Source organism: Hirschia maritima DSM 19733, assembly GCF_000378345.1.
GTDB lineage: Bacteria > Pseudomonadota > Alphaproteobacteria > Caulobacterales > Hyphomonadaceae > Hirschia > Hirschia maritima.
The window spans coordinates 305,203-324,983 of the sequence record NZ_KB899547.1; the positions used below are offsets into that span (position 1 = coordinate 305,203).

Here is a 19,781-nt window from a genome sequence, read left to right on the forward strand (position 1 = left end):
ATGACAACAAAGAAACATGATTTAGTTTCGATGCCAACTGACCTGATATATGAATTTCGTCAGATGCAGGTAATGCTGGACTCTGATGTTGCCAAGGCCTTCGGGAGTGTTACGAAAAGAGTAAATGAGGCTCGCAACCGGAACAGTAAAAAGTTCACCGATAATCATGCTTTTCAACTGAATATGGAAGAAGCTGAATATTTGAAGTCGCTGAAAGCGACCTCAAAAACAGGAAGAGGCGGACGTCGTACTTTACCTTGGGTGTATACTGTTAAAGGGGTAGGACGATTGGCAATGATTCTAGATACACCGGAAGCATTGGCTGCCAGTGACCTTATCCTTGATACTTTTTTGGAAGTTTATGGTCAGTTGAAAAGCGGTCAAGCGATGGTGAAAGTGTCAAAGCCATCTCGCTTTGAGGTCTCAGCAGAAGAGGCTGAAGCAGCGCAAAAAATAAGGCTAAAACTGGCCAAAGCAGTCTCAGGTTTAATTGACAGTCTTTTTGAGCTCGACGAGGCAAATCTTAAACAATATGGGCAGGCTGCTGTGTCAGCGATTGGAGAAGATATAATTGCGAGATTTAAAACCAAGCCGCTAGAAAATGGACGTATAGTAGCGGATACGCACTTGGTGTTAGCGCAAGCTAGAGAAATCAATATTCAAGCCGATGGCAAGGAATTAGATAATCTTCAAAAGAAGATAGAACTCGTTGAGCGTTTGCAAAAGCTCCATCGTGAAATGGAGCCTTATGCATTTATCGAAATGATGGATGGTCTAAATGGCAAGATCGATGAGATTTAGCCTAGTCTAAGCTAGTCATGTATTCTGGCATCCAGTCTTCATGGGCTTGGCGTAGTTCAGCAATGGATATTGATTGATCAGCTAGTTGAATGCTGTCTCCGCCAAATTCACCAATTGGAGCAAATGGGATGTTTGCTTCGCCTGCTTTAGCCATCGCATCGGCAACATTACCTGGTGAAACTGCGACAAGGTACCGGCCTTGGTCTTCACCAAAATAGTGTGCCAATAGATCAAGATCATCAGCAAAGGCAGCATTGTTGATTGCCACACCTACATTTGCGCCAAGGCCCATTTCAGCAGCAGCGCATGCAAGGCCACCATCAGAAACATCGTGACAAGCTGTTACTAAACGCGCTTTGATCAATGAGCGTACAAATTCACCACGGCGTTTTTCAGTGGCAAGGTCAACACTTGGTGGTGGACCTTCTTCGCGGCCAACGACTTCACGCAGATAGAGGCTAGCATTCAGATGCGTGCCTGCATCACCCACCAACATCAACACATCGCCAAGACGTGCTTTGGAGGAAGTGGTTGTCTCTTCAATATTTTTGACAAGACCAATACCCCCGCACACAGGCGTAGGTGGAATTGGAACACCATCTGTTTGGTTGTTTAGAGATACGTTTCCTGAAACAACAGGGAAATCGAGCTCTTTACAAGCCTGCGCCATACCTTCGATTGCTTTGACGATATAGCCCATTGTGTCGGGCTGGTTTGGGCTACCAAAGTTTAGGTTGTTTGTAATCGAAACAGGTTCTGCACCAACAGAAGACAGGTTTCTGTAAGCTTCTGCAACAGCTTGCTTTCCACCTTCAAACGGATCGGCCGCCACATATTGTGGGTTACAGTCTGAACAGATGGCCAGAGCTTTATCAGTGCCATGAACGCGAACAAGAGCTGCGTTTCCGCCAGATTCTGATGAATCAACAGTATCGCCCATCACGTGGCGATCATACTGTTCCCATACCCAGCGCTTGGATGCCATGTTTGGCAAAGCAAGCATTGTTTTTAATGTTTCGGCATAATTGGCAGGTGTTGGAATATCTTCGCGAGCAACTGCTGGAGCAGGAGTAGGTTCGTTCCAAGGTAAATCGTATTTCGGTGCATCTTCAGCCAATGGTGGAACGGGGATGTCACATACAGTTTCACCAAACTGAGTTAATACAAAGCGACCAGTATCCGTTGTTTTACCGATAACCTCTGCATCAAGATCCCATTTCTTGAAAATGGCTTTTGCAACATCTTCACGGCCTGGTTTCAGGATCATCAACATGCGTTCTTGCGATTCTGACAGCATGATTTCAAATGCCGTCATGTTGGTTTCACGCTGTGGTACGGCATCCATATCCATCTCGATACCAATGCCACCTTTATCGGCGATCTCCACTGCTGAAGAGGTTAGGCCTGCAGCTCCCATATCTTGGATTGATTCAATGGCGTCAGTTGCCATGAGTTCAAGACATGCTTCGATCAATAGCTTTTCAGTGAAAGGCGCACCTACCTGAACTGTTGGGCGTTTCTCTTCATCGCCTTCAGCAAATTCAGCAGACGACATAGACGCGCCACCGATACCATCACGTCCGGTTTTGGCACCCACATACATAACAGAGCGGCCCGGCACGGCACCTTTGGCGTAGAAAATCTTGTCTTGGTCAGCTAGACCAACCGCCATCGCATTCACGAGGATGTTGCCATTATAGCCTTTGTGGAATTGTGTTTCACCGGCAACTGTAGGAACCCCAACACAGTTTCCATATCCACCGATACCAGCCACAACACCTTCGACCAAAGAGCGTGTTTTCTGATGGCTTGGCTCACCAAAACGTAGGGCGTTTACGAGCGCGACAGGGCGTGCACCCATGGTGAAAACATCGCGTAGGATACCACCAACACCTGTTGCCGCCCCTTGATAAGGTTCAATGAATGAAGGGTGGTTGTGGCTTTCCATCTTAAAGATACAAGCCTGACCATCATCAATATCTACGACACCAGCGTTTTCACCCGGGCCTTGAATGACGCGATCACCCTTGGTTGGAAATTTAGCCAAATGCATACGGGATGATTTGTAGGAGCAGTGCTCTGACCACATCTCACCAATCACGCCCAACTCAACGCGGTTTGGCGCGCGGCCAAGGCGATCTAGCATCACTTTATACTCTTCGGCGTTAACACCTCTTTCAGCAGCATCCTGTTCATTTTGAACAGCTGTCATTGCTTCAAGAATTTTTAACTGAAGATCGCGGGCGGGGAGTTTTTGTTTGGTCGTGCTCATGAAGCGCCGTTTAGCATTAACTGCAAGCCGATGCTAGATATCTGTTCGTGAGTTTTACAACAAAATTGATTGCTAACTGATGTGGCGGGTTATCGATTTTGCGAGACAGATCAATTTCTTTGATTTAAGGCTGCTTTTCTCATAAAGGAGCGCACATGTCTTATATGCCTGACCCGTGGCACATTCTGAAAATGAAATCGGATCTCTCTAATGACGAGATTGATTCGATGATGTCTGATGAAGCTTGGCAGGCCATTTATGAATGGCGAGATATGCGAAATGAAAGGCATGATCCAGACATTCGCAGATTACGCATGTGTTTTGTCGGTTTTAGCCCAGAACTCAAAGAAAAACTTGGCGATGAAGCTTTTGAGCTTGGTTTTCTGGTGGACAATGGGCTGACTAAGAAACTTGATTTTCTGGTGTGCGGTCCCACATCGCCAGCCTCTAAAATCAAAGCCGCTGAAAAATACGGTGTTGAAATACTGCTCGAGCATGAATTTCATGAGTTTAAAGATACTGGTGAGCTGCCCATTAGGGAGTGATTACTCACCCAATCGAATTTCGATTGTTCCACCTTCTGGCATGTCACGAATTTGTCCGGCTAGGTCCACATAAAACGGAACAAGTTCGGTGATGGGAACTGACGTCATGTTCTCAACGGTTTCTTGACCGCCGCCAACAAATGGCATTTGCGGGAAGAGGCGGTGACCCATTGGTAGGGCACCATTTGCATCTTGCCAATCATGACATAAGCGCCAACCAGTCATGTTTGAATAGTCTTTGAGTAAACGCGTTGCCCAGCCCTCAAGATCGTGCGCGACGCGTACAAATTTACCTGTTTCAAGGTCCATTTTTAATATACCTTGGTTGGACACAAAAAACGGATAACCAATAGCATCAACAGCGAACGCATAAGTCACACCACCAGTTTTGGGATATTGGCGAGACCAAGTTTTGATTGTTGGATGGTTTTGGCCTGGTAAGTTTAGGAGGCTTTCGTCGGCGAATACCCAAAGGGCATTTTCCAGTGCGAAAAAGCCATTTCGTTTTTTTAGAAGGTTTTGGAGCTCTTCATTTTGAATGTCATGGGCGGCGGTGTCGGGGCCTAGAGCAGGTGTTGAAATGTCCAAAAGCTCTGCAAGTGCACTCATGACGAACTCCAAATAAAGTCGTTTGTTGAAATTTATTTATGCGTTGACGGTCAATGCTTGTAATAGGCTCTCAAACATCCCGATTCCGTCTGAACCGCCCTCGTGTCCGCCAATTGCACGTTCAGGGTGGGGCATCATACCAAGCACGCGACCATTTGCAGATGTGATTCCAGCAATGTCTTTGGCGGAACCATTTGGGTTGCCTACATATTTAAATGGAATTCGACCATCAGCTTCCAGAGTGTCGAGTGTTTTCTCGTCAGCAAAATAGTTTCCGTCATGATGGGCGACGGGAATTGATATTTCTTGTCCGGATTTATATGCGCTCGTAAAGCCTGTATTTGCATTTTCAACACGTAGCGTTTGTTGTTTGCAAACAAAGTGTAGGCTTGCATTGCGCATTAGAGCGCCCGGCAGTAGTCCCGTTTCTGTTAGGATTTGAAATCCGTTACACACGCCCAAGATATAACCGCCGCGATCGGCATGAGCTTTTAGGGCGTCAATGATAGGGGAGTTACCCGCCATTGCGCCGCAACGCAGGTGATCACCATAAGAGAACCCGCCTGGCACCATAACGATGTCTGTACCGTTGGGTATGTTTGCATCCTTGTGCCAAACCATTTCTGGTTCTTGACCCGAAACTTTGCGAAGAGCCATTTGAGCGTCGCGGTCACAGTTTGAACCTGGAAATACAATTACGGCGGATTTCATATCTTGGATAACCTTGTTGATTTAGGTTGGAGGAAACGAGCTAAACTAAGCTAGCTCGATTTCGTATTTTTCAATGACTGTGTTGGCGAGCAGTTTTTCGCACATGTCTTTCACACGTGCTTCAGCTGCAGATGGTTCTAGGCCATCTTCGAGTTCTAATTCTATTACTTTACCAACTCGAACTTCACCGACTTCAGAAAAACCCATGCGAGACAATGTGTCACCAACAGTCTTACCTTGAGGATCAAGCACGCCAGGCTTTAGGCTTACATGTACACGTGCTTTCATCTACTTATCTCCTTTGATTGGCACAATTTCAGCGCCACCGCTTCCGTTTTCACCGTCGTTTTCTTTGATAATACCAAGGCGACGGGCCACTTCAGCATAGGCTTCGGTTACACCGCCCATATCTCTTCTGAAGCGATCTTTGTCTAGTTTTTCGTTTGTTTCGATATCCCACAGGCGGCAGGAATCTGGACTAATTTCATCGGCAAGGATTGTACGAACCGTATCACCTTCATAGTGACGTCCAAATTCTACCTTGAAGTCTACAAGACGAATACCGATGGCGGCGAACATACCAGCCATAAAGTCATTGATGCGCAGGCCCATGGAGACCATGTCATCAATCTCTTGAGAAGTTGCCCATCCAAAAGCACCAATGTGCTCCTCGGAAACAAGTGGGTCGCCCAACTCGTCTTTCTTATAATAAAATTCAACAAGAGAGCGGGGAAGTTGCGTGCCTTCTTCTAAGCCAAGGCGTTTAGCAATCGAACCTGCTGCTACATTGCGAACAACAACTTCAAGCGGAATCACATCCACTTTTTTGATCAGTTGTTCGCGCATATTAATGCGTTTCAGGAAATGCGTTGGAATTCCAATGCCTGCAAGGCGCGTAAAAACAAGCTCTGAGATGCGATTGTTGAGAACGCCCTTACCATCTAGTACAGCACGTTTTTCAGCGTTGTTGGCAGTTGCATCATCTTTGAAATACTGGATGAGTGTGCCTGGTTCAGGTCCTTCATAGAGAACCTTTGCCTTACCTTCGTATAATTTCCGGCCGCGCGCCATACGTGTCTAGCTCCTGATAGTTGCCCATCTGAATATGGGCTCACCGTGTCAATTCTGAGAATGCAATATCCCCATACAGACAAAATCTAATATTGGATAGCATGTGTAGAGTCGCGCTCTATATCACGCATTTTCTGTTTGAAACGTACCCCATTTCATAAATTCACTGAAAAATGTGCCATTTTAGCAGAAATTCTTGCTTTTATGTCGCGGCTACCAAGGCTATTGAGTAGGATATAGCTAGTTAATAGCCAAAATTTATTTGCGCCTACAATATTCGGAGAACCGCAATGACAACATTTGAAAAGCGTGAACAGGCTTTTGAAGCAAAGTTTGCACAAGATGAAAGCCTTCGCTTCAAAGCGTCTGCCCGCCGCAACAAACTACTTGGGTTGTGGGCAGCTGAGCTCATGGGCATTGTTGGTGCTGATGCAGATGCCTATGCAAAAGAAGTGATTAAGTCTGACTTTGAAGAAGTTGGAGATGATGATGTGTTCCGCAAAATCCGTGGTGACTTCGACACAAAGAAAGTTGACCGCACCGATGCGCAGATCAGAAAACAAATGGATGAGTTGATGGGCGTCGCAAAATCCCAACTCATGGGAGAAGATGAATAACATCTTCCGATATTTGTAAGAAAAAAAAGAAAAGCCTCTCTAGTAATATGAGAGGCTTTTTTATTCAGCACATTCAGATTGATTTAGGCGGATGCCGCCATCAGTTTATTCGCCATTTCTTCGGGGCTGTCTGCTTTCGTTATCACATCAACAATTTGGTTTGATTGAGTGTCGAATAAGATCACAAGGCCCGTTTTAGGTTTGCCGTCTAAAAATTCTTTGAGTTGAGTTTTCATCCCCAATGCGTCCGCTTCGGCCCAGAACGCCTTTTTATCTTTGTTTGTGTAGTCGATCGTGGCGAAGTGTACGTTTTCAAAATCATTGTTTGCTTTTGCTTCTGCCATTTTGGGGGTGATGGCTTTACAGGAGCCACACCATTCAGCGTCAAGTTTCACTGCTTTAAGTGTTGTGTGCTCGTGAGCAGCTTCTGCTTTTTCATGATGTCCCGCATGTGCTGCAATAGGAGAGAGCGCAATTGCTGCAGTCGTTGATATGGCTGCGAGTGAGTAAGTCAGAGCTTTTTTCATTTTGTACCTTGATGTTTAGGAGGCCGAATTGTTCAGCATTGAAGCAATTTTCATAAGACTACTGCCTCAGACACATGTGATCATTCAAACTTTAGGTCACTTGCGATCAAAACTGTGTGAATATGGCACAAAACTCCGTTTTTTGAGTGAGTTATGGTTAAAAAACTATGCCGATGTCGCAGGCAAAATTTCTGTTTATTCAAACGTGGTCTAAATTTTATTGCGCTATTGTGAAGTTATCGAGCCACCCAAGAAAGAGGTGGCGGTGAAAACAAATAACCATTCGAGGGAGACCAGCCCAATGAAACAATTACACGCACGCGCACTTGCTGAAGCAGCAGTATATGCAAACAAACAGAAGACAGAATTTTTAGTTCAAGCTAAAGGCCTTCGCCAGCTGGGTGAGTGGGCAGCAAAAGAAATGATGGGTGAAGATGCACCTGGCATTAAAACTTATGCTGAAGCGCTTGTACGTTCTGGAATTGCAGGAAGTGACGCATTTAAAAATGTCGAAGACGACCTTCGTCTTGCTGGACATGATGATTCTAGTGCTGAAGTACCGAAACGTTTCCAAAAATACGTTGCAGACGCTCGCGCAGAAGCAAACGCTTACTAACTATTACAGTTTGCAGCATTAGGTGAAATGAGTGAGCTTTGATCGTTCTTCACTGGACGCGCTTATTTGGCGCGGGACATAGAATAGAACCAGTTTCTCTTTTACCAATTGGGGTCGTGCGGACAATCTCTCTCGCCGCAACGATCTGCATCTCGATTGCATCAGTTGTCATTGTACGATTGATGCAGTCAATTTTTTCTCCAGAATCAGCAGAGACGAGAACAGCAAGACCAGTTAAGCCTGCATAATCGGCAAATACGCCGGCCATGAAGGTGCCATTCACTTTTTGAAATGCATCACTCATTGTTGTGTTGTTTGTGAAATCCAGTTCAACGCGTTCGATCGAACCGTCGTTGAAACGTTGCGAAGCTTCATTTATGCGTGGGTCCAATATTTTGCAATTTGGACACCATTCAGCAGTGAGGTTTACAAGATAGACTTCCTGCGCTTCAGCAGTGGGTGATATTAGCGCCATGATGGATGCCGCTATCATGCCGGTCGCAGCGACAGCAGATAATTTGATGTTCTTCATAAACGTACGCCCTCACGTTTAAACTATACTTATGAGCGCATGCATTATTTGCGCCTTTTGAACTCTTATTACACATGAAAGTAGAATGCAGGATGAATGTGTTCAAGAATGTTTTTCAGAGGAAGTAATGTTCTATTTACGAAGAAACCCGCCAGTTAACAGGCGGGTTTCGTACATTAAGTTATTGGTTTTATAATTGGGTTTAACCAAAAACACGTTTGAAAATGTGGTCCACATTTTTGAAGTGGTAGTCCAAATCAAATAGGCTTTCGATTTTCTCATCGGAAAGGTTGCTGGATACTTCAGCGTCTTCCTTCAGGTAATTCATGAAATCGCCTTCAGTGCGATTTGGATTGTCCCAAACTTTCATTGCATTGCGTTGTACGAGGCGGTAGGCGTCTTCACGAGACGTTCCAGCTTCAACAAGTGCAAGTAAAACACGCTGCGAATTGTGTAAGCCGCCCAAGCGATTTAAGTTTGCCAACATGTTTTCAGGATAGATGACCAAGTTTTCAATTACACCGGCTAATCTGTGAAGTGCAAAGTCTAGGTGAATTGTAGCGTCTGGGCCAATACCACGCTCAACTGAAGAGTGTGAGATATCACGTTCATGCCATAGAGCGACGTTTTCCATGGCTGGCGTTACAGCGGAACGAACCAAGCGCGCAAGACCTGTCAGATTTTCAGTTAGAACAGGGTTGCGTTTGTGCGGCATTGCTGAAGAACCTTTTTGGCCAGCTGAGAAGAACTCTTCGGCTTCCAAAACTTCCGTTCGTTGTAGGTGACGCACTTCAACGGCAATGTTCTCAATTGTGGATGCGATGACACCAAGTGCAGAGAAGAATGCTGCGTGGCGGTCGCGAGGGATAACCTGTGTTGAAACTGGTTCAGCAACCATGCCTAATTTCTCTGCAACCATTTCTTCGATACGAGGATCAATGTTTGCAAAAGTTCCCACAGCACCTGAAATTGCACATGTAGAGATTTCAGCTTTGGCAGCTTCTAGGCGCTCTTTATTACGTTGCATTTGCGCGTGATAGCCAGCGAGCTTGAGGCCGAATGTTGTTGGCTCAGCGTGGATACCGTGGCTACGACCGATAGTTGGAGTAAGTTTGTGCTCTTTGGCGCGTTTTTCTAAAGCTGCAAGAACACGGTCTACACCAGTCATAAGAACATCTGACGCTTGCTTAAGTTGCACAGCTAGGCATGTGTCCAATACATCTGAAGATGTCATCCCTTTGTGAAGGAAACGAGCTTCTTCACCTACATGTTCAGCAACTGATGTGAGGAAGGCGATAACATCGTGTTTAACTTCGCGTTCGATTTCATCCACACGATCGACATCAAAATCACCACGTTCACGTGCGGCTTTAGCTGCTTCTTTCGGGATTATATCTAGCTCAGCCATAGCTTCGGCTGCGAGTGTTTCAATTTCCAACCACACACCATAACGCGCTTTTGGGGTCCATATGGCTGTCATTTCTGGGCGAGCATAACGAGGGATCATGAGGGATTCATCCTGAATAAAGGCGAGTTTGAATTAGTTGATTGTTGTAAAACAAGAGATATGGCCAGCTATCAAGTGTCGATGAATAAAAATTGTCAGAAAAATTTTATGCATCGGAAATTTTTATGAAATTTCAGATGAATTTTAATAAAATTTGCAAAAAAGCTGCTAAAAACACTGGTGAGGCTCAACAATATAGTTAATATTGCCGGAGCTTAGAGTCGGCTTTGGGGGCATTGAGCTTAGTGCGTGCCGTGCTGACGATAGTCCTGTTCAGTCTGTGTTCATACAGGAAACGGGTATTAGCTAATGGGTAGAACGCAGCGCGTGCTGCTTTTAAACTAGGGGAGAAGTCTAGATGGCTACCAAAACTCTTATGCTTTCTGCAGCTGCAGTTGCAGGTCTAACTGGTGTCGCGCAAGCGCAAAACGCTGGTTACCCACCAGAAGCTCAGCCGGGCGAATGTTTTGCTCGTGTGTTGATTCCAGAAACAACTGAAATCGTAACAGAGCAAGTTGTTGACCAACCAGAGCGTTCTGAAATCAAAGTTATTCAAGCTCAATACGAAACTGTTACTGAAACAGTTGTTGTTAAAGAAGCTACGACTCAATTCAATGTTGTTCCTGCAACATATGAAACAGTGACTGAGCAAGTTATTGTTGAGCCAGAGAAAACAGAAACAATTGTTATCCCAGCTCAAATCGAAACTTACACAGAGCAAGTTCTAGTTCGTCCTGCTTACACAACTTGGAAACCAGGTGCTGGTTTGTTTGGTCGTGGAAACGCTGGTTTCGGACCAGGTGCTGTAACAACAGCTTCAACTGGTGAGCTACTTTGTAAGGTTGAAGTTCCAGCTGAATACACAACTGTGACTCGCACACGTGTTGCTTCACCTGAAACAACAGACGTTCGCGTTATTCCTGCTCGTTATGAAACAGTAACTAAGCAAGTTGTTGCTCAGCCTGCTCAAGTTGTTGAGCAAGTTATCCCAGCTGTGACAGAAACAGTTCAAGTTCGCAAAATGGTATCACCAGCTCGTGAAGAAGTGATCGCTATTCCTGCAACTTACAAAACTATCGAAAAGCGTCAGGTAACTGGTGGCGGTGGTATCGAGTGGCGCGAAGTTCTTTGTGACACTAACACATCTGCAACTGAAATTGCTGCTGTTCAACGCGCTCTAACAGCTGCAGGTTACTCTGTTCCTGCTGATGGTGAGTTCGGTCCAGCTACATTGAATGCAATGGAGTCATACCAGCGTTCAAACGGTTTGCCAGTTGGTTACCTAACAATGAGCACTGTTGAGTCTCTAGGTCTTTCTTTCTAAGACTTTTTGAATAAGCCTTATCTAAGGTGAAAATGTTTAAGCCTCGTTATGGAAACATAGCGGGGCTTTTTCTTTTGCGGTTTGATTTGTAAGATTAGTGGGCAATTTTGGGATTAATCATTTTGATTAGCTTATTTGCGTACACCCCTACAGCCGGTAGGGGGTCAGTAAGGTCAAATATTGCGTGATGAGATACGAATAAATCCGCTAGAGATTGCCTCAAACGGGTGCAAAATTCTGATTTCGAAATATCGTTGTTTTTTATGAGTTTCAGAAGAAGGTCCAACTCACCTTTGGTCCAAACATATTGAACCCCAAGTTTTAAATCCCAAGGGTCTGATGGTATTTTGATTGGCTCGTTGTGTGCAATTGAAAGCCCCAGCTTACTGTGATTCAGTCCGGCAGCTTCAGCTATTCTAGCTAAACTTATTCTTGGGTTCAGCTCCATGAATGTGATTTCACCAGTGATTGGGTCGACGATGTATTGAATGCACCCTGTTGAAGAATAGCCCAGAGAACGCACAATTTTTTCGGTGGATGATTTGAGTTTTTTGTTTGGCTTTACCGTGATTCCGTAGGTCGTATTACCGGTTCCATTATTTATATGAGTTCTTGCTGCACAGACCTCGATGGCTCCCAGCAGGTGGCCCTTATGGGCTGAATAAATAATACTGTGACGAGGCCCAGTGACATACCGTTGGATGATGAGTTCGGGATGAATTTCTGGCCATTCGGGAAACAGCCTGTCTAAATCCTGCTTAGTGCGGATAATTAGAGCTTTTTCATTGAATATATAAGCATCGACTTTTGAAGGTTTTAAAATGAAAGGGTAGCCAATCTCTGGAATAGCTTCCTCTAATTCTTTCATGTTTCCAATGGCTTTAAAGTTCGCCACGGGTGTGCCTATAGACTCACAAATTTCAAACATTCTGCTTTTGTCATAAACAAGATCGACAATGTTTTTACCGGGCGAAATGATTTGAGCTTTACTGCTCAAATACGCATCATGCTTTGCGACAAACCGAGCTGACGCTTCACCAACTGGCTGAATGGTGTCTATTTCAGGATGATCTTCTATCCATTTTTGGATGGTTGGAAAGGCTTCATCGGTGCCGGGTTCCAATGGCTCATGACGATAATATTTTGAAACGTATCGCGACCATTCAAGGTAATTACTATAAAGAGAAACGCCCGCATGTACTTCATGTCCAGCTTTACTCATCGCTTTGGCTACAGGAAATGCCATGCGAGAATCGCCGATAAGCAAAATGGTATGTTTCTTACGAGTAGTCATATACGAGTATTCAGATTATCTGCTTTTAAACCAAAGTACAGTGTAGAATAAACACATTAAATATAGATTTGAAGTTGATTGTAGTTTCTTGTTCTTGATTAAGACTATAGCAATCGGGTTTTACTTTGTATTTTGATTTGTCAATAAATTGTCATGATAAGTAAAAGCTTATAATCACAAATAGGCTCAAAAATTCCTTGAAGGATGTCGAGTTCTGAATCTTAGCTATATGAGTTTCTTGGCTTTGAGGCTGGTTATGCCGTTTTTGCCAACAATGAGATGATCGTGAATAGCGATCTCTAATGGCTCAAATGCATCCATTATTTCCCGCGTAACATCAATATCTGCACGTGAAGGGGTGGGATCGCCCGATGGGTGGTTGTGCACGAGAATGAGGGCCGATGCTGACAATTCTAGTGCACGTTTAGCCAGTTCTCTTGGATAAACCGGAGCATGATTTATAGTACCTTGAGATTGACGCTCATCAGCAATTAATTGGTTTTTATGATCTAGAAATAATACTCGAAATTGCTCTTCGGTTTCGTGCTGCAATGAAAGCCTGACATGTGAAAGCAAAGCGCCCCAATTTGATATTACTGGACGAGATTTTACTTCCTCAAGGGAGCAACGCTGATTGAGCAGATGCGTTGTATGAATATATGTGGCGCAGTTCTCTCCAACACCATTGACTTCCAATAGCCTTTTTATTGGTGCTGCCATGACGCCCGAAATGCCGCCAAATTTCTCAATTAGTTCTTTTGCGATTGGTTTAACGTCGCGGCGTGGAATAAATGCAAACAACAAAAGTTCTAGCAATTCATAATCTTGCAGAGTTTCACCATGCCTATTGGCAACTTTTTCTCTCAGGCGGTCGCGGTGCCCATGATAGTGTTTGGCCGTAGGTTTTGGGGGCGGCTTTGATGGTGTTGTTTTTTCCAATCTGGATGAAGAGAACAACCCATTGAGGCTATCTTCTACGCCGGTTGGCTTTCTGTCTCTTTGAACGGCAGAGTCTGAGCTTGGTTTTCCTTTTTTCATGCATCCCCCGATTGCGAAAAGTTAAACTGTGTGTGGAGTATCTATCCCTGTGGGCGATTTAGTGAATATCTCACATCCATCTTCTGTCACACCAATTGAATGTTCAAATTGAGCAGTGAGGGAACGGTCTCGTGTTACGGCTGTCCATCCATCCGGTAGAAGAGCCACATCTTTTTTGCCTAGATTAATCATTGGCTCGATTGTGAAAATCATGCCGGCTTTTAACTCAGGGCCGGTTCCACGTTTTCCATAGTGCAGAATGTTAGGCGCATCGTGAAAAAGCTTTCCTAGGCCATGGCCACAGAAGGCTTCAACAACTGAACATCGTTGGGATTCTGCATACTCCTGAATAGCTGCACCGATATCGCCTGTGGTCGCACCGGGTTTTACTTCAGCAATACCGCGCATGAGGCATTCATAGGTAATATCCATAAGACGAGATGCCTTACGTTTGGCTTCTCCGGCTACGAACATGCGAGAAGTGTCGCCATGCCAACCATCCACCATTGATGTGATATCTATATTTAGAATATCACCATCTTTCAGCGGCTTTTTGTGAGTTGGGATGCCGTGGCAGACCACATGATTGATTGATGTACATAAAGAGTGGCGATATCCGCGATACAACATGGTTGCAGCGTAGGAATCGTGATCAAATAAGAATTCACGTGCAAGGTCGTCTAGATATCCTGTTGTGACACCTGGTTTAACTTCATCGACGAGCATATCCAAGCAGCGCGCAGAAAGGTTGCCAGCTTTTCGCATGCCCTCAAAACCTTCTGGTCCGTGCAATCTGATTGCGCCGGTGTTACGAAGAGGCATTGTGTTGGCGTCGATATAGTTCATTCTTAATGTATTCCGATGCGGTGTTGAGCTATGCTCATTTAATCAGTAAAAAACGTAGATCAGTAGGATCTATAACGTAAAAATAATACTTTATTGATCAAAGGCAAAGCTTTTCAAGTTTCTTGATTGTAGGCTTATCATCCAAGTTCAAGCTTTGTGAAGACTTAACTAGAATTCAATGTAGGAATCGGTTGAGACAAAGTGATATTTAGGTGCTAGGATTACAGAGAATATGGAAAAGACAGTTACAGCAGGTGTATTGCTAATCGGAGATGAAATTTTATCTGGCCGGACTCAGGATACTAACCTCCAAACAATAGCCAAGTTCCTAGCACCAATAGGAATTAGTGTGGCGCAAGCACGGATCATCGCTGATGAAGAGGGTACGATCATAGATGCTGTGCGCACACTGTCAGAAGCTTATGATTATGTGTTCACCACGGGAGGGATTGGCCCGACGCATGACGATATTACCGCCGAATGTGTAGCCAAAGCTTTCAATACTCCAATTTCGATTCGCGATGATGCGCGTAAAGTGTTGGAAGATTGGTATGCTCAAACAGATAGAGAAGTTACTGAAGCGAGGTTGCGTATGGCGCGAATTCCTGACGGCGCGACATTGATTGACAATCCAGTGTCCGGAGCACCGGGTTTCATCATACAAAATGTGCATGTCATGGCAGGCGTTCCACGTATTATGAATGCGATGCTACATAATATTGGTCCGACACTAAAAGGTGGATCGGTTGTTCAAAGTAGAACACTTCGCGCAGCAGGTTTAAAAGAAGGCGATATAGCCCAACCCTTGGGAGAATTGGCTGAGAAAATGCCCGATTTGAGCTTTGGTTCCTATCCTTGGTATTTAGAGGACAATGTTGGAGTTGCTTTGGTTGTGCGGGGAAGCGATAGTGATCGATTGGCAGAAGCCGAAACAGCTCTTATTGAGTTGGCTCAAAACCAAGGAATGATACCTGAAATCACACGAAATTAGTGCTGTATAAATTTTCGTTCACTTTGTATAAGACAACTTAAAAACTAATTGAAAAACAGGTGATATTGTGGCGCGTATTCCTCAAAACATGGGCGGTCGAGCAAAGCCAAAGCTTGATAAAGCTGTTCGCGAACAAATCGCGGAATACCTGCTAAGTGGATATGCGCCAGAGCAAGTGATCCAAATATTGGTGGATCGAGGTTTTGGGTTGCCTGTCGCCAGATCGGAAGTCAATAAAGCATCATCCAGTCCATACCTTCAGGCAGGGCATCGATATGTAAATCGTGCAAAGAAAAGAAGTTGGTTTTTGGAAATTCAAGCTAAGCTTTGGCGAAACAAAGAGGCTTCAAAAGCGATTCCAATAATTGATAGCAAAGATATGAACTCTAAGAGGTTCTTTGAAGAATTTTACGCGAATAATACTCCGGTACTCATCAAAAATATGGTGTCACATTGGCCAGCAATGAGGCGATGGAATTTGGATTATTTTGAAGAAAATTTGGGTGATGCCAAAATTGAGGTTCAATTCGATCGTGATTCAAATAGTAAGTATGAGCTGGATAGCATCAAGCATAAAAAAGTGATGTCGTTTGGGGAATATATTTCGCTGCTGCGTAAAGGCGAAGAAACCAATAATTATTATGTGACAGCAAATAACGGCAATACGAATGCACAAGCTCTCTCCAGGCTTTGGGACGATACCGAGCATATGCAAGGCTATCTGACAAAAGAGAAAACACCTGGCTTTTTATGGATGGGGCCAAAGGGGACACTCACCCCATTTCATCATGACCTAACGAATAACTTTTTGCTTCAAATTGTCGGCCGAAAACAAGTGTTTCTGTCTCCTGGGTTCGAAGTTGATCGAATGCGCAATTCTAGGCATTGCTTTTCGGACTGGAGTATTGATGTAGAAGCGGCCGGACGTGCCGAGATGAATCGTCGTCCAGGATTGGTTGAATGTGTGATTGAACCCGGTGATGTTCTCTTCATTCCAGTTGGATGGTGGCATTATGTCAAAGGACTGGACATGACCTTTGGGATGTCATTCACAAACTTTGTCGTCGATAATGATTTTTACAGCATGTATTCGACTTATGAGCAGGTTTAAAACGAGCACAGATACCTAAATCAACTTTTTTTGAGATTTACTTCACAAACAACTTGCATTTTATGTGAAGGTTTGGGTAACAATGCCGCTCGATGTGCGGGCGTGGCGGAATTGGTAGACGCGCCAGACTTAAAATCTGTTGGCCGTAAGGCCGTGCCGGTTCGATTCCGGCCGTCCGTACCATTTAATTGTTTTTCTTGATCCGAGACGATCTAAAAATACTATAAAAAACAATAAATTACACCCTAAAATAAGAAATTCTTAGTCCGATGCCATCCGGCAAAGAGTGTTGGTATCCAGCTCATTTGTTGGTAGAATTCTTGGTATCGGGGACGAATTGCTGCCTTTCTAGACAAAGTGATACCAACAAATGCCACTAAATGATTTGCGAATCAAAAGCTTGCGCGCAGGTGAGAAACCCATCAAAAAGTCGGATGGTGAGGGATTATATATCGAAGTTAAACCCAATGGTTCCAAGCTTTGGCGTATGGCTTACCGATTTGAAGGCAAGCAAAAGCTTTTATCTTTTGGAAAGTATCCTGAAGTCTCATTGGCGAAAGCGCGTCAAAAACGTTTAGATGCAAAGACGCTGCTTGCGGATGGAGTTGATCCACAAGCGAAGAAGAACGAAGAGCGTAAGCAGGCAATCGCTGAAACCCAAAATACCTTTAGTAATTTAAAGAACGAGCTTATCGAAAAGAAGATTAAAGAGGGGCGCGCGGCTTCAACGATTACCAAGATCAAATGGTGCTTTAGTCTGGTTGATGATGCTTTAGGCCAAAGAGCGGTTGCTGAAATAAAGTCGCCGGAAGTGTTAGACGCTTTGCGCGTTATCGAAGCTAAGGGAAACTATGAGACGGCGCATCGTGTGCGCGGCCTAATCGGTGAAGTGTTTCGCTATGCCATTGCAACGGGGCGGGCGGACTATGATCCTACATTTGCTCTAAAAGGCGCTTTGGTTGCGGTGCCGGTGACGCATAGGGCGGCGGTTACCGATTGGAAGGCGTTTAAAGAGCTGTTGAGTGCCGTTTGGTCATATGAAGGTGCATCGCCTGCAACACGCGCTGCTTTAAAGCTCATGGCTATTCTATACCCGCGCCCAGGTGAGTTGCGTTTATCGCGTTGGGATGAATTTGATCTGGACAGAGGCGTTTGGGAAATACCCAAAGAACGCACGAAAATGCGGCGGCCTCATCAAAAGCCCTTACCGCCGCTTGCAATAACTATCCTCAAAGAACTTCACGAATGGTCGGGCGATTGTGAGCTGCCTTTCAAATCTGATATTGGGCGCGGTAAGCCGATAAGTGAAAATACGATGAACCAAGCCTTGCGGCGGTTGGGCTATGGCTCAACTGAAATGGTATCTCATGGCTTTAGAGCCACTGCGTCGACATTGCTAAACGAAAGCGGCAATTGGGATGCTGACGCAATTGAAGCCGAGTTAGCGCATGTCGGTTCAGACGAAATCCGCCGCGCCTATCATCGCGGAAAATATTGGGACGAACGTGTAAATATGTCTAATTGGTGGGCTGGAGAGATCTCTAACATATTGTTGTAACTGTAAATTTCAAGTTTCGGCACGACAAAGAGGAGGCTAAATTTGTTCAATGCAGTTTTTTTAAGTTTTATGCTGTACAAATTGGCTCGAACCATTTTATGACAAGCTTGTGAGCGAATTATCGCTCTATGTATAGATTTTCTGTGTTAAAATACACGGAAGATCAAATCGTCACTAAGAGTTATAACTCTTGGTAGAAAAGGTTGAACCGAGCGCTGTATAACAGCGAAGTTCCTGACCAAGAAAACAGAAATCGTATACCGAGAAAGCCAAAGCTCCTTAATCAATAGGGGTGAAACTTTGGCGATAGAATTGCGCATTCTGTGCGCATAGTTTTCTTTTGTAGCAGGGACTAATGGAGACACATTATGTCCGATTATGATGAATTCCCACAAACTGGCTTTGTACGCCTTAAACAAATCATCGCGCCTCATGGTCCTATACCCATTTCTAAATCGACTTGGTGGGCAGGTGTGAAAGATGGTCGCTTTCCAAAGCCCCGCAAATTAGGGAGTCGAGTCACTGTTTGGCGGGTTGAAGATATCCGTGCTTTGTATGAATCGGTTTCGCAAGATTAGTGTGAGAGAGGGCATGAGCTTATGTCTCAAACACTTTATCCCAACAGTCAACATGATAGACCCCATGGGCGATGCTATGATCATCATTGTAAACATGCCGCGTGGATTGAATTGTCAGCAGTTGCGTTCAAAATCATCTTCTTTTTGTTCGCGAGTTATCGACCAACAAAAGGTAATTTTTTTCCTGTTGGAGAGCGGCGGCTAAGTGAGGCTTGCGGAGTTGGCCGCGCCTCTGTGAAAAACGCAATAGATGAACTGATTGAAAAAGGGCATTTGAAGCTTGAACGTAAAGGACGTCCTTTCGGGGATAGCCGGACGCGTGAACGCGTTGTGTCGTTGACCAGATTTGATACAGTTACATGTACAGGTGACCCAGACTTGCCATTGATGGTTTGGCGTGAAAAGCACGCCCTAGATAAGAGCTAATCACGCCCTGAATTTATGGCGTGTGGAAAAAGATTTTCAAATACGTAAAGCAAAATATTCTGTGTGGAAACAGGTGTTAAGGAGGAGGGAACTGAAATCAGAAAGACTCACGACCACCCGTATATAGTTAGTGTGAATTGATAGCATATCGTCCACTTTCCACATGATTGCGAAAAAGGAATTCTTTCGATGGGCTGTCTTGGTTCGGGAAGACGTTATAGAGCGGCAGCTCAGTCAGATGAGTTTCACAAGCTTGATTTGGCTTCTTTCAAATCGGAATGGTTTGAACGTAATTGGTCAGGCACTGTCACTTGGTCAAAAGCAGGTTGTACAACGGGAAGCATTGGATATCGTCTCTCGCCGAAGTTTTTATGCCTAAGCTATTCTAGCGGGGGAGAAGCCGTTAATGAAACTTTTGCTTTCGAGATGACAAAGCAGCACTTTGGAGGAAAGCGTCGCTGGATCATATGTAGAGGATGTGAGCGGCGGTGCCGTGTGCTATATGGCGCTAAACTCTTTAGATGCAGAAAATGTTATGAGCTAACCTATCCAAGTCAGTATGAGGACATTCGCGTCCCGGGCCTTAGTACAGCAACTTCCTTAAAGGACAAATTAGGCGGTGAATCGGGGTTTGCCTATCCGTTTCCCAACAAACCTAAAGGCATGCACTGGAACACCTATCGACGCTGGGAGCGAATGTATGAGGAAGCGGAGGACCGAACGTATTGGGCTTTGATTCAAAGGTTTGTATGAGGGGGTGAATTGTTCCACGACTCGTATTAACTAGAAAAATTAGAAATTCTATTT

22 protein-coding genes and 1 tRNA gene are annotated in these 19,781 nt (G+C 44.7%); 12 read left to right on the forward strand and 11 right to left on the reverse strand.

Annotation, left to right across the window (positions count from 1 at the left end; all coding sequences use genetic code 11):
- Positions 1–801 (forward strand): ORF6N domain-containing protein, encoded by an 801-nt coding sequence (locus tag F551_RS17200; protein WP_018997939.1) that lies wholly within the window; start codon positions 1–3, stop codon positions 799–801.
- A gap of 1 nt (position 802) precedes the next feature.
- Here F551_RS17200 and purL read toward each other — a convergent pair whose 3' ends face one another.
- Positions 803–3,073, reverse strand: a complete 2,271-nt coding sequence (gene purL, locus F551_RS0112920; RefSeq protein ID WP_018997940.1) for a phosphoribosylformylglycinamidine synthase subunit PurL — start codon at positions 3,071–3,073, stop codon at positions 803–805.
- 155 nt (positions 3,074–3,228) lie between these two features.
- On the opposite strand from purL, the gene F551_RS0112925 reads away from it, so the two are divergent.
- On the forward strand, positions 3,229–3,618 hold the full coding sequence (locus F551_RS0112925) for a BRCT domain-containing protein (RefSeq protein ID WP_018997941.1): 390 nt from the start codon (positions 3,229–3,231) through the stop codon (positions 3,616–3,618).
- Here F551_RS0112925 and F551_RS0112930 read toward each other — a convergent pair whose 3' ends face one another.
- From F551_RS0112930 to purC, 4 genes are read right to left on the reverse strand one after another with little or no spacing between them, the layout of a single operon-like run.
- Positions 3,619–4,227, reverse strand: coding sequence for a hypothetical protein (locus F551_RS0112930; protein ID WP_018997942.1), 609 nt, complete (start codon positions 4,225–4,227; stop codon positions 3,619–3,621).
- 36 nt (positions 4,228–4,263) lie between these two features.
- Positions 4,264–4,938 carry a phosphoribosylformylglycinamidine synthase subunit PurQ gene (purQ, locus tag F551_RS0112935; RefSeq protein ID WP_018997943.1) on the reverse strand — a complete coding sequence of 225 codons (675 nt, stop codon included), beginning with the start codon at positions 4,936–4,938 and terminating at the stop codon, positions 4,264–4,266.
- A gap of 45 nt (positions 4,939–4,983) precedes the next feature.
- Positions 4,984–5,226: a phosphoribosylformylglycinamidine synthase subunit PurS gene (gene purS, locus F551_RS0112940; protein WP_018997944.1), complete on the reverse strand. Its 243-nt coding sequence runs from the start codon at positions 5,224–5,226 to the stop codon at positions 4,984–4,986.
- Positions 5,227–6,009: a phosphoribosylaminoimidazolesuccinocarboxamide synthase gene (purC, locus tag F551_RS0112945; RefSeq protein WP_018997945.1), complete on the reverse strand. Its 783-nt coding sequence runs from the start codon at positions 6,007–6,009 to the stop codon at positions 5,227–5,229.
- A gap of 290 nt (positions 6,010–6,299) precedes the next feature.
- On the opposite strand from purC, the gene F551_RS0112950 reads away from it, so the two are divergent.
- Entirely contained in the window at positions 6,300–6,626 is a 327-nt protein-coding gene (locus F551_RS0112950) for a DUF1476 domain-containing protein (RefSeq protein WP_018997946.1), read from the forward strand.
- A gap of 83 nt (positions 6,627–6,709) precedes the next feature.
- Here the strand turns inward: F551_RS0112950 and F551_RS0112955 are convergent, their stop codons facing one another.
- Positions 6,710–7,153 carry a thioredoxin domain-containing protein gene (locus F551_RS0112955; RefSeq protein ID WP_018997947.1) on the reverse strand — a complete coding sequence of 148 codons (444 nt, stop codon included), beginning with the start codon at positions 7,151–7,153 and terminating at the stop codon, positions 6,710–6,712.
- 301 nt (positions 7,154–7,454) lie between these two features.
- Between F551_RS0112955 and F551_RS0112965 the strand changes: the two genes are divergently transcribed.
- Positions 7,455–7,769: an ATPase inhibitor subunit zeta gene (locus F551_RS0112965; RefSeq protein WP_018997949.1), complete on the forward strand. Its 315-nt coding sequence runs from the start codon at positions 7,455–7,457 to the stop codon at positions 7,767–7,769.
- 49 nt (positions 7,770–7,818) lie between these two features.
- Here F551_RS0112965 and F551_RS0112970 read toward each other — a convergent pair whose 3' ends face one another.
- Together F551_RS0112970 and purB are read right to left on the reverse strand one after the other, a co-directional pair.
- On the reverse strand, positions 7,819–8,301 hold the full coding sequence (locus F551_RS0112970) for a thioredoxin family protein (protein ID WP_018997950.1): 483 nt from the start codon (positions 8,299–8,301) through the stop codon (positions 7,819–7,821).
- A 202-nt stretch (positions 8,302–8,503) separates the two neighbouring features.
- Positions 8,504–9,808: an adenylosuccinate lyase gene (gene purB, locus F551_RS0112975; RefSeq protein WP_018997951.1), complete on the reverse strand. Its 1,305-nt coding sequence runs from the start codon at positions 9,806–9,808 to the stop codon at positions 8,504–8,506.
- A 358-nt stretch (positions 9,809–10,166) separates the two neighbouring features.
- On the opposite strand from purB, the gene F551_RS0112980 reads away from it, so the two are divergent.
- Complete coding sequence (locus F551_RS0112980) at positions 10,167–11,132, forward strand: peptidoglycan-binding domain-containing protein (protein ID WP_018997952.1); 966 nt, start codon at positions 10,167–10,169, stop codon at positions 11,130–11,132.
- Between the two features lie 94 nt (positions 11,133–11,226).
- Here the strand turns inward: F551_RS0112980 and F551_RS0112985 are convergent, their stop codons facing one another.
- The 3 genes from F551_RS0112985 to map form a co-directional block, all read right to left on the reverse strand.
- A complete protein-coding gene (locus F551_RS0112985; RefSeq protein WP_233355254.1) occupies positions 11,227–12,378 on the reverse strand; it encodes an ATP-binding protein in 1,152 nt (383 codons plus the stop codon).
- 273 nt (positions 12,379–12,651) lie between these two features.
- On the reverse strand, positions 12,652–13,464 hold the full coding sequence (radC, locus tag F551_RS0112990; protein ID WP_018997954.1) for a RadC family protein: 813 nt from the start codon (positions 13,462–13,464) through the stop codon (positions 12,652–12,654).
- Positions 13,465–13,485: 21 nt separating this feature from the next.
- Positions 13,486–14,310 carry a type I methionyl aminopeptidase gene (gene map, locus F551_RS0112995; RefSeq protein WP_018997955.1) on the reverse strand — a complete coding sequence of 275 codons (825 nt, stop codon included), beginning with the start codon at positions 14,308–14,310 and terminating at the stop codon, positions 13,486–13,488.
- A gap of 232 nt (positions 14,311–14,542) precedes the next feature.
- Between map and F551_RS0113000 the strand changes: the two genes are divergently transcribed.
- The 7 genes from F551_RS0113000 to F551_RS0113030 all read left to right on the forward strand — a co-directional run bounded on the left by F551_RS0113000 (position 14,543) and on the right by F551_RS0113030 (position 19,727).
- Positions 14,543–15,301 carry a competence/damage-inducible protein A gene (locus F551_RS0113000; RefSeq protein WP_018997956.1) on the forward strand — a complete coding sequence of 253 codons (759 nt, stop codon included), beginning with the start codon at positions 14,543–14,545 and terminating at the stop codon, positions 15,299–15,301.
- Positions 15,302–15,368: 67 nt separating this feature from the next.
- Positions 15,369–16,412 (forward strand): cupin-like domain-containing protein, encoded by a 1,044-nt coding sequence (locus tag F551_RS0113005; RefSeq protein ID WP_018997957.1) that lies wholly within the window; start codon positions 15,369–15,371, stop codon positions 16,410–16,412.
- A 96-nt stretch (positions 16,413–16,508) separates the two neighbouring features.
- Positions 16,509–16,595 (forward strand) — tRNA-Leu (locus F551_RS0113010).
- A 187-nt stretch (positions 16,596–16,782) separates the two neighbouring features.
- Entirely contained in the window at positions 16,783–17,970 is a 1,188-nt protein-coding gene (locus F551_RS0113015; RefSeq protein WP_018997958.1) for a tyrosine-type recombinase/integrase, read from the forward strand.
- Between the two features lie 368 nt (positions 17,971–18,338).
- Positions 18,339–18,548, forward strand: coding sequence for a helix-turn-helix transcriptional regulator (locus F551_RS0113020; protein WP_018997959.1), 210 nt, complete (start codon positions 18,339–18,341; stop codon positions 18,546–18,548).
- A 21-nt stretch (positions 18,549–18,569) separates the two neighbouring features.
- Positions 18,570–18,974: a helix-turn-helix domain-containing protein gene (locus F551_RS0113025; RefSeq protein ID WP_018997960.1), complete on the forward strand. Its 405-nt coding sequence runs from the start codon at positions 18,570–18,572 to the stop codon at positions 18,972–18,974.
- 189 nt (positions 18,975–19,163) lie between these two features.
- Entirely contained in the window at positions 19,164–19,727 is a 564-nt protein-coding gene (locus F551_RS0113030; protein ID WP_018997961.1) for a hypothetical protein, read from the forward strand.
- Positions 19,728–19,781: the final 54 nt, after the last annotated feature.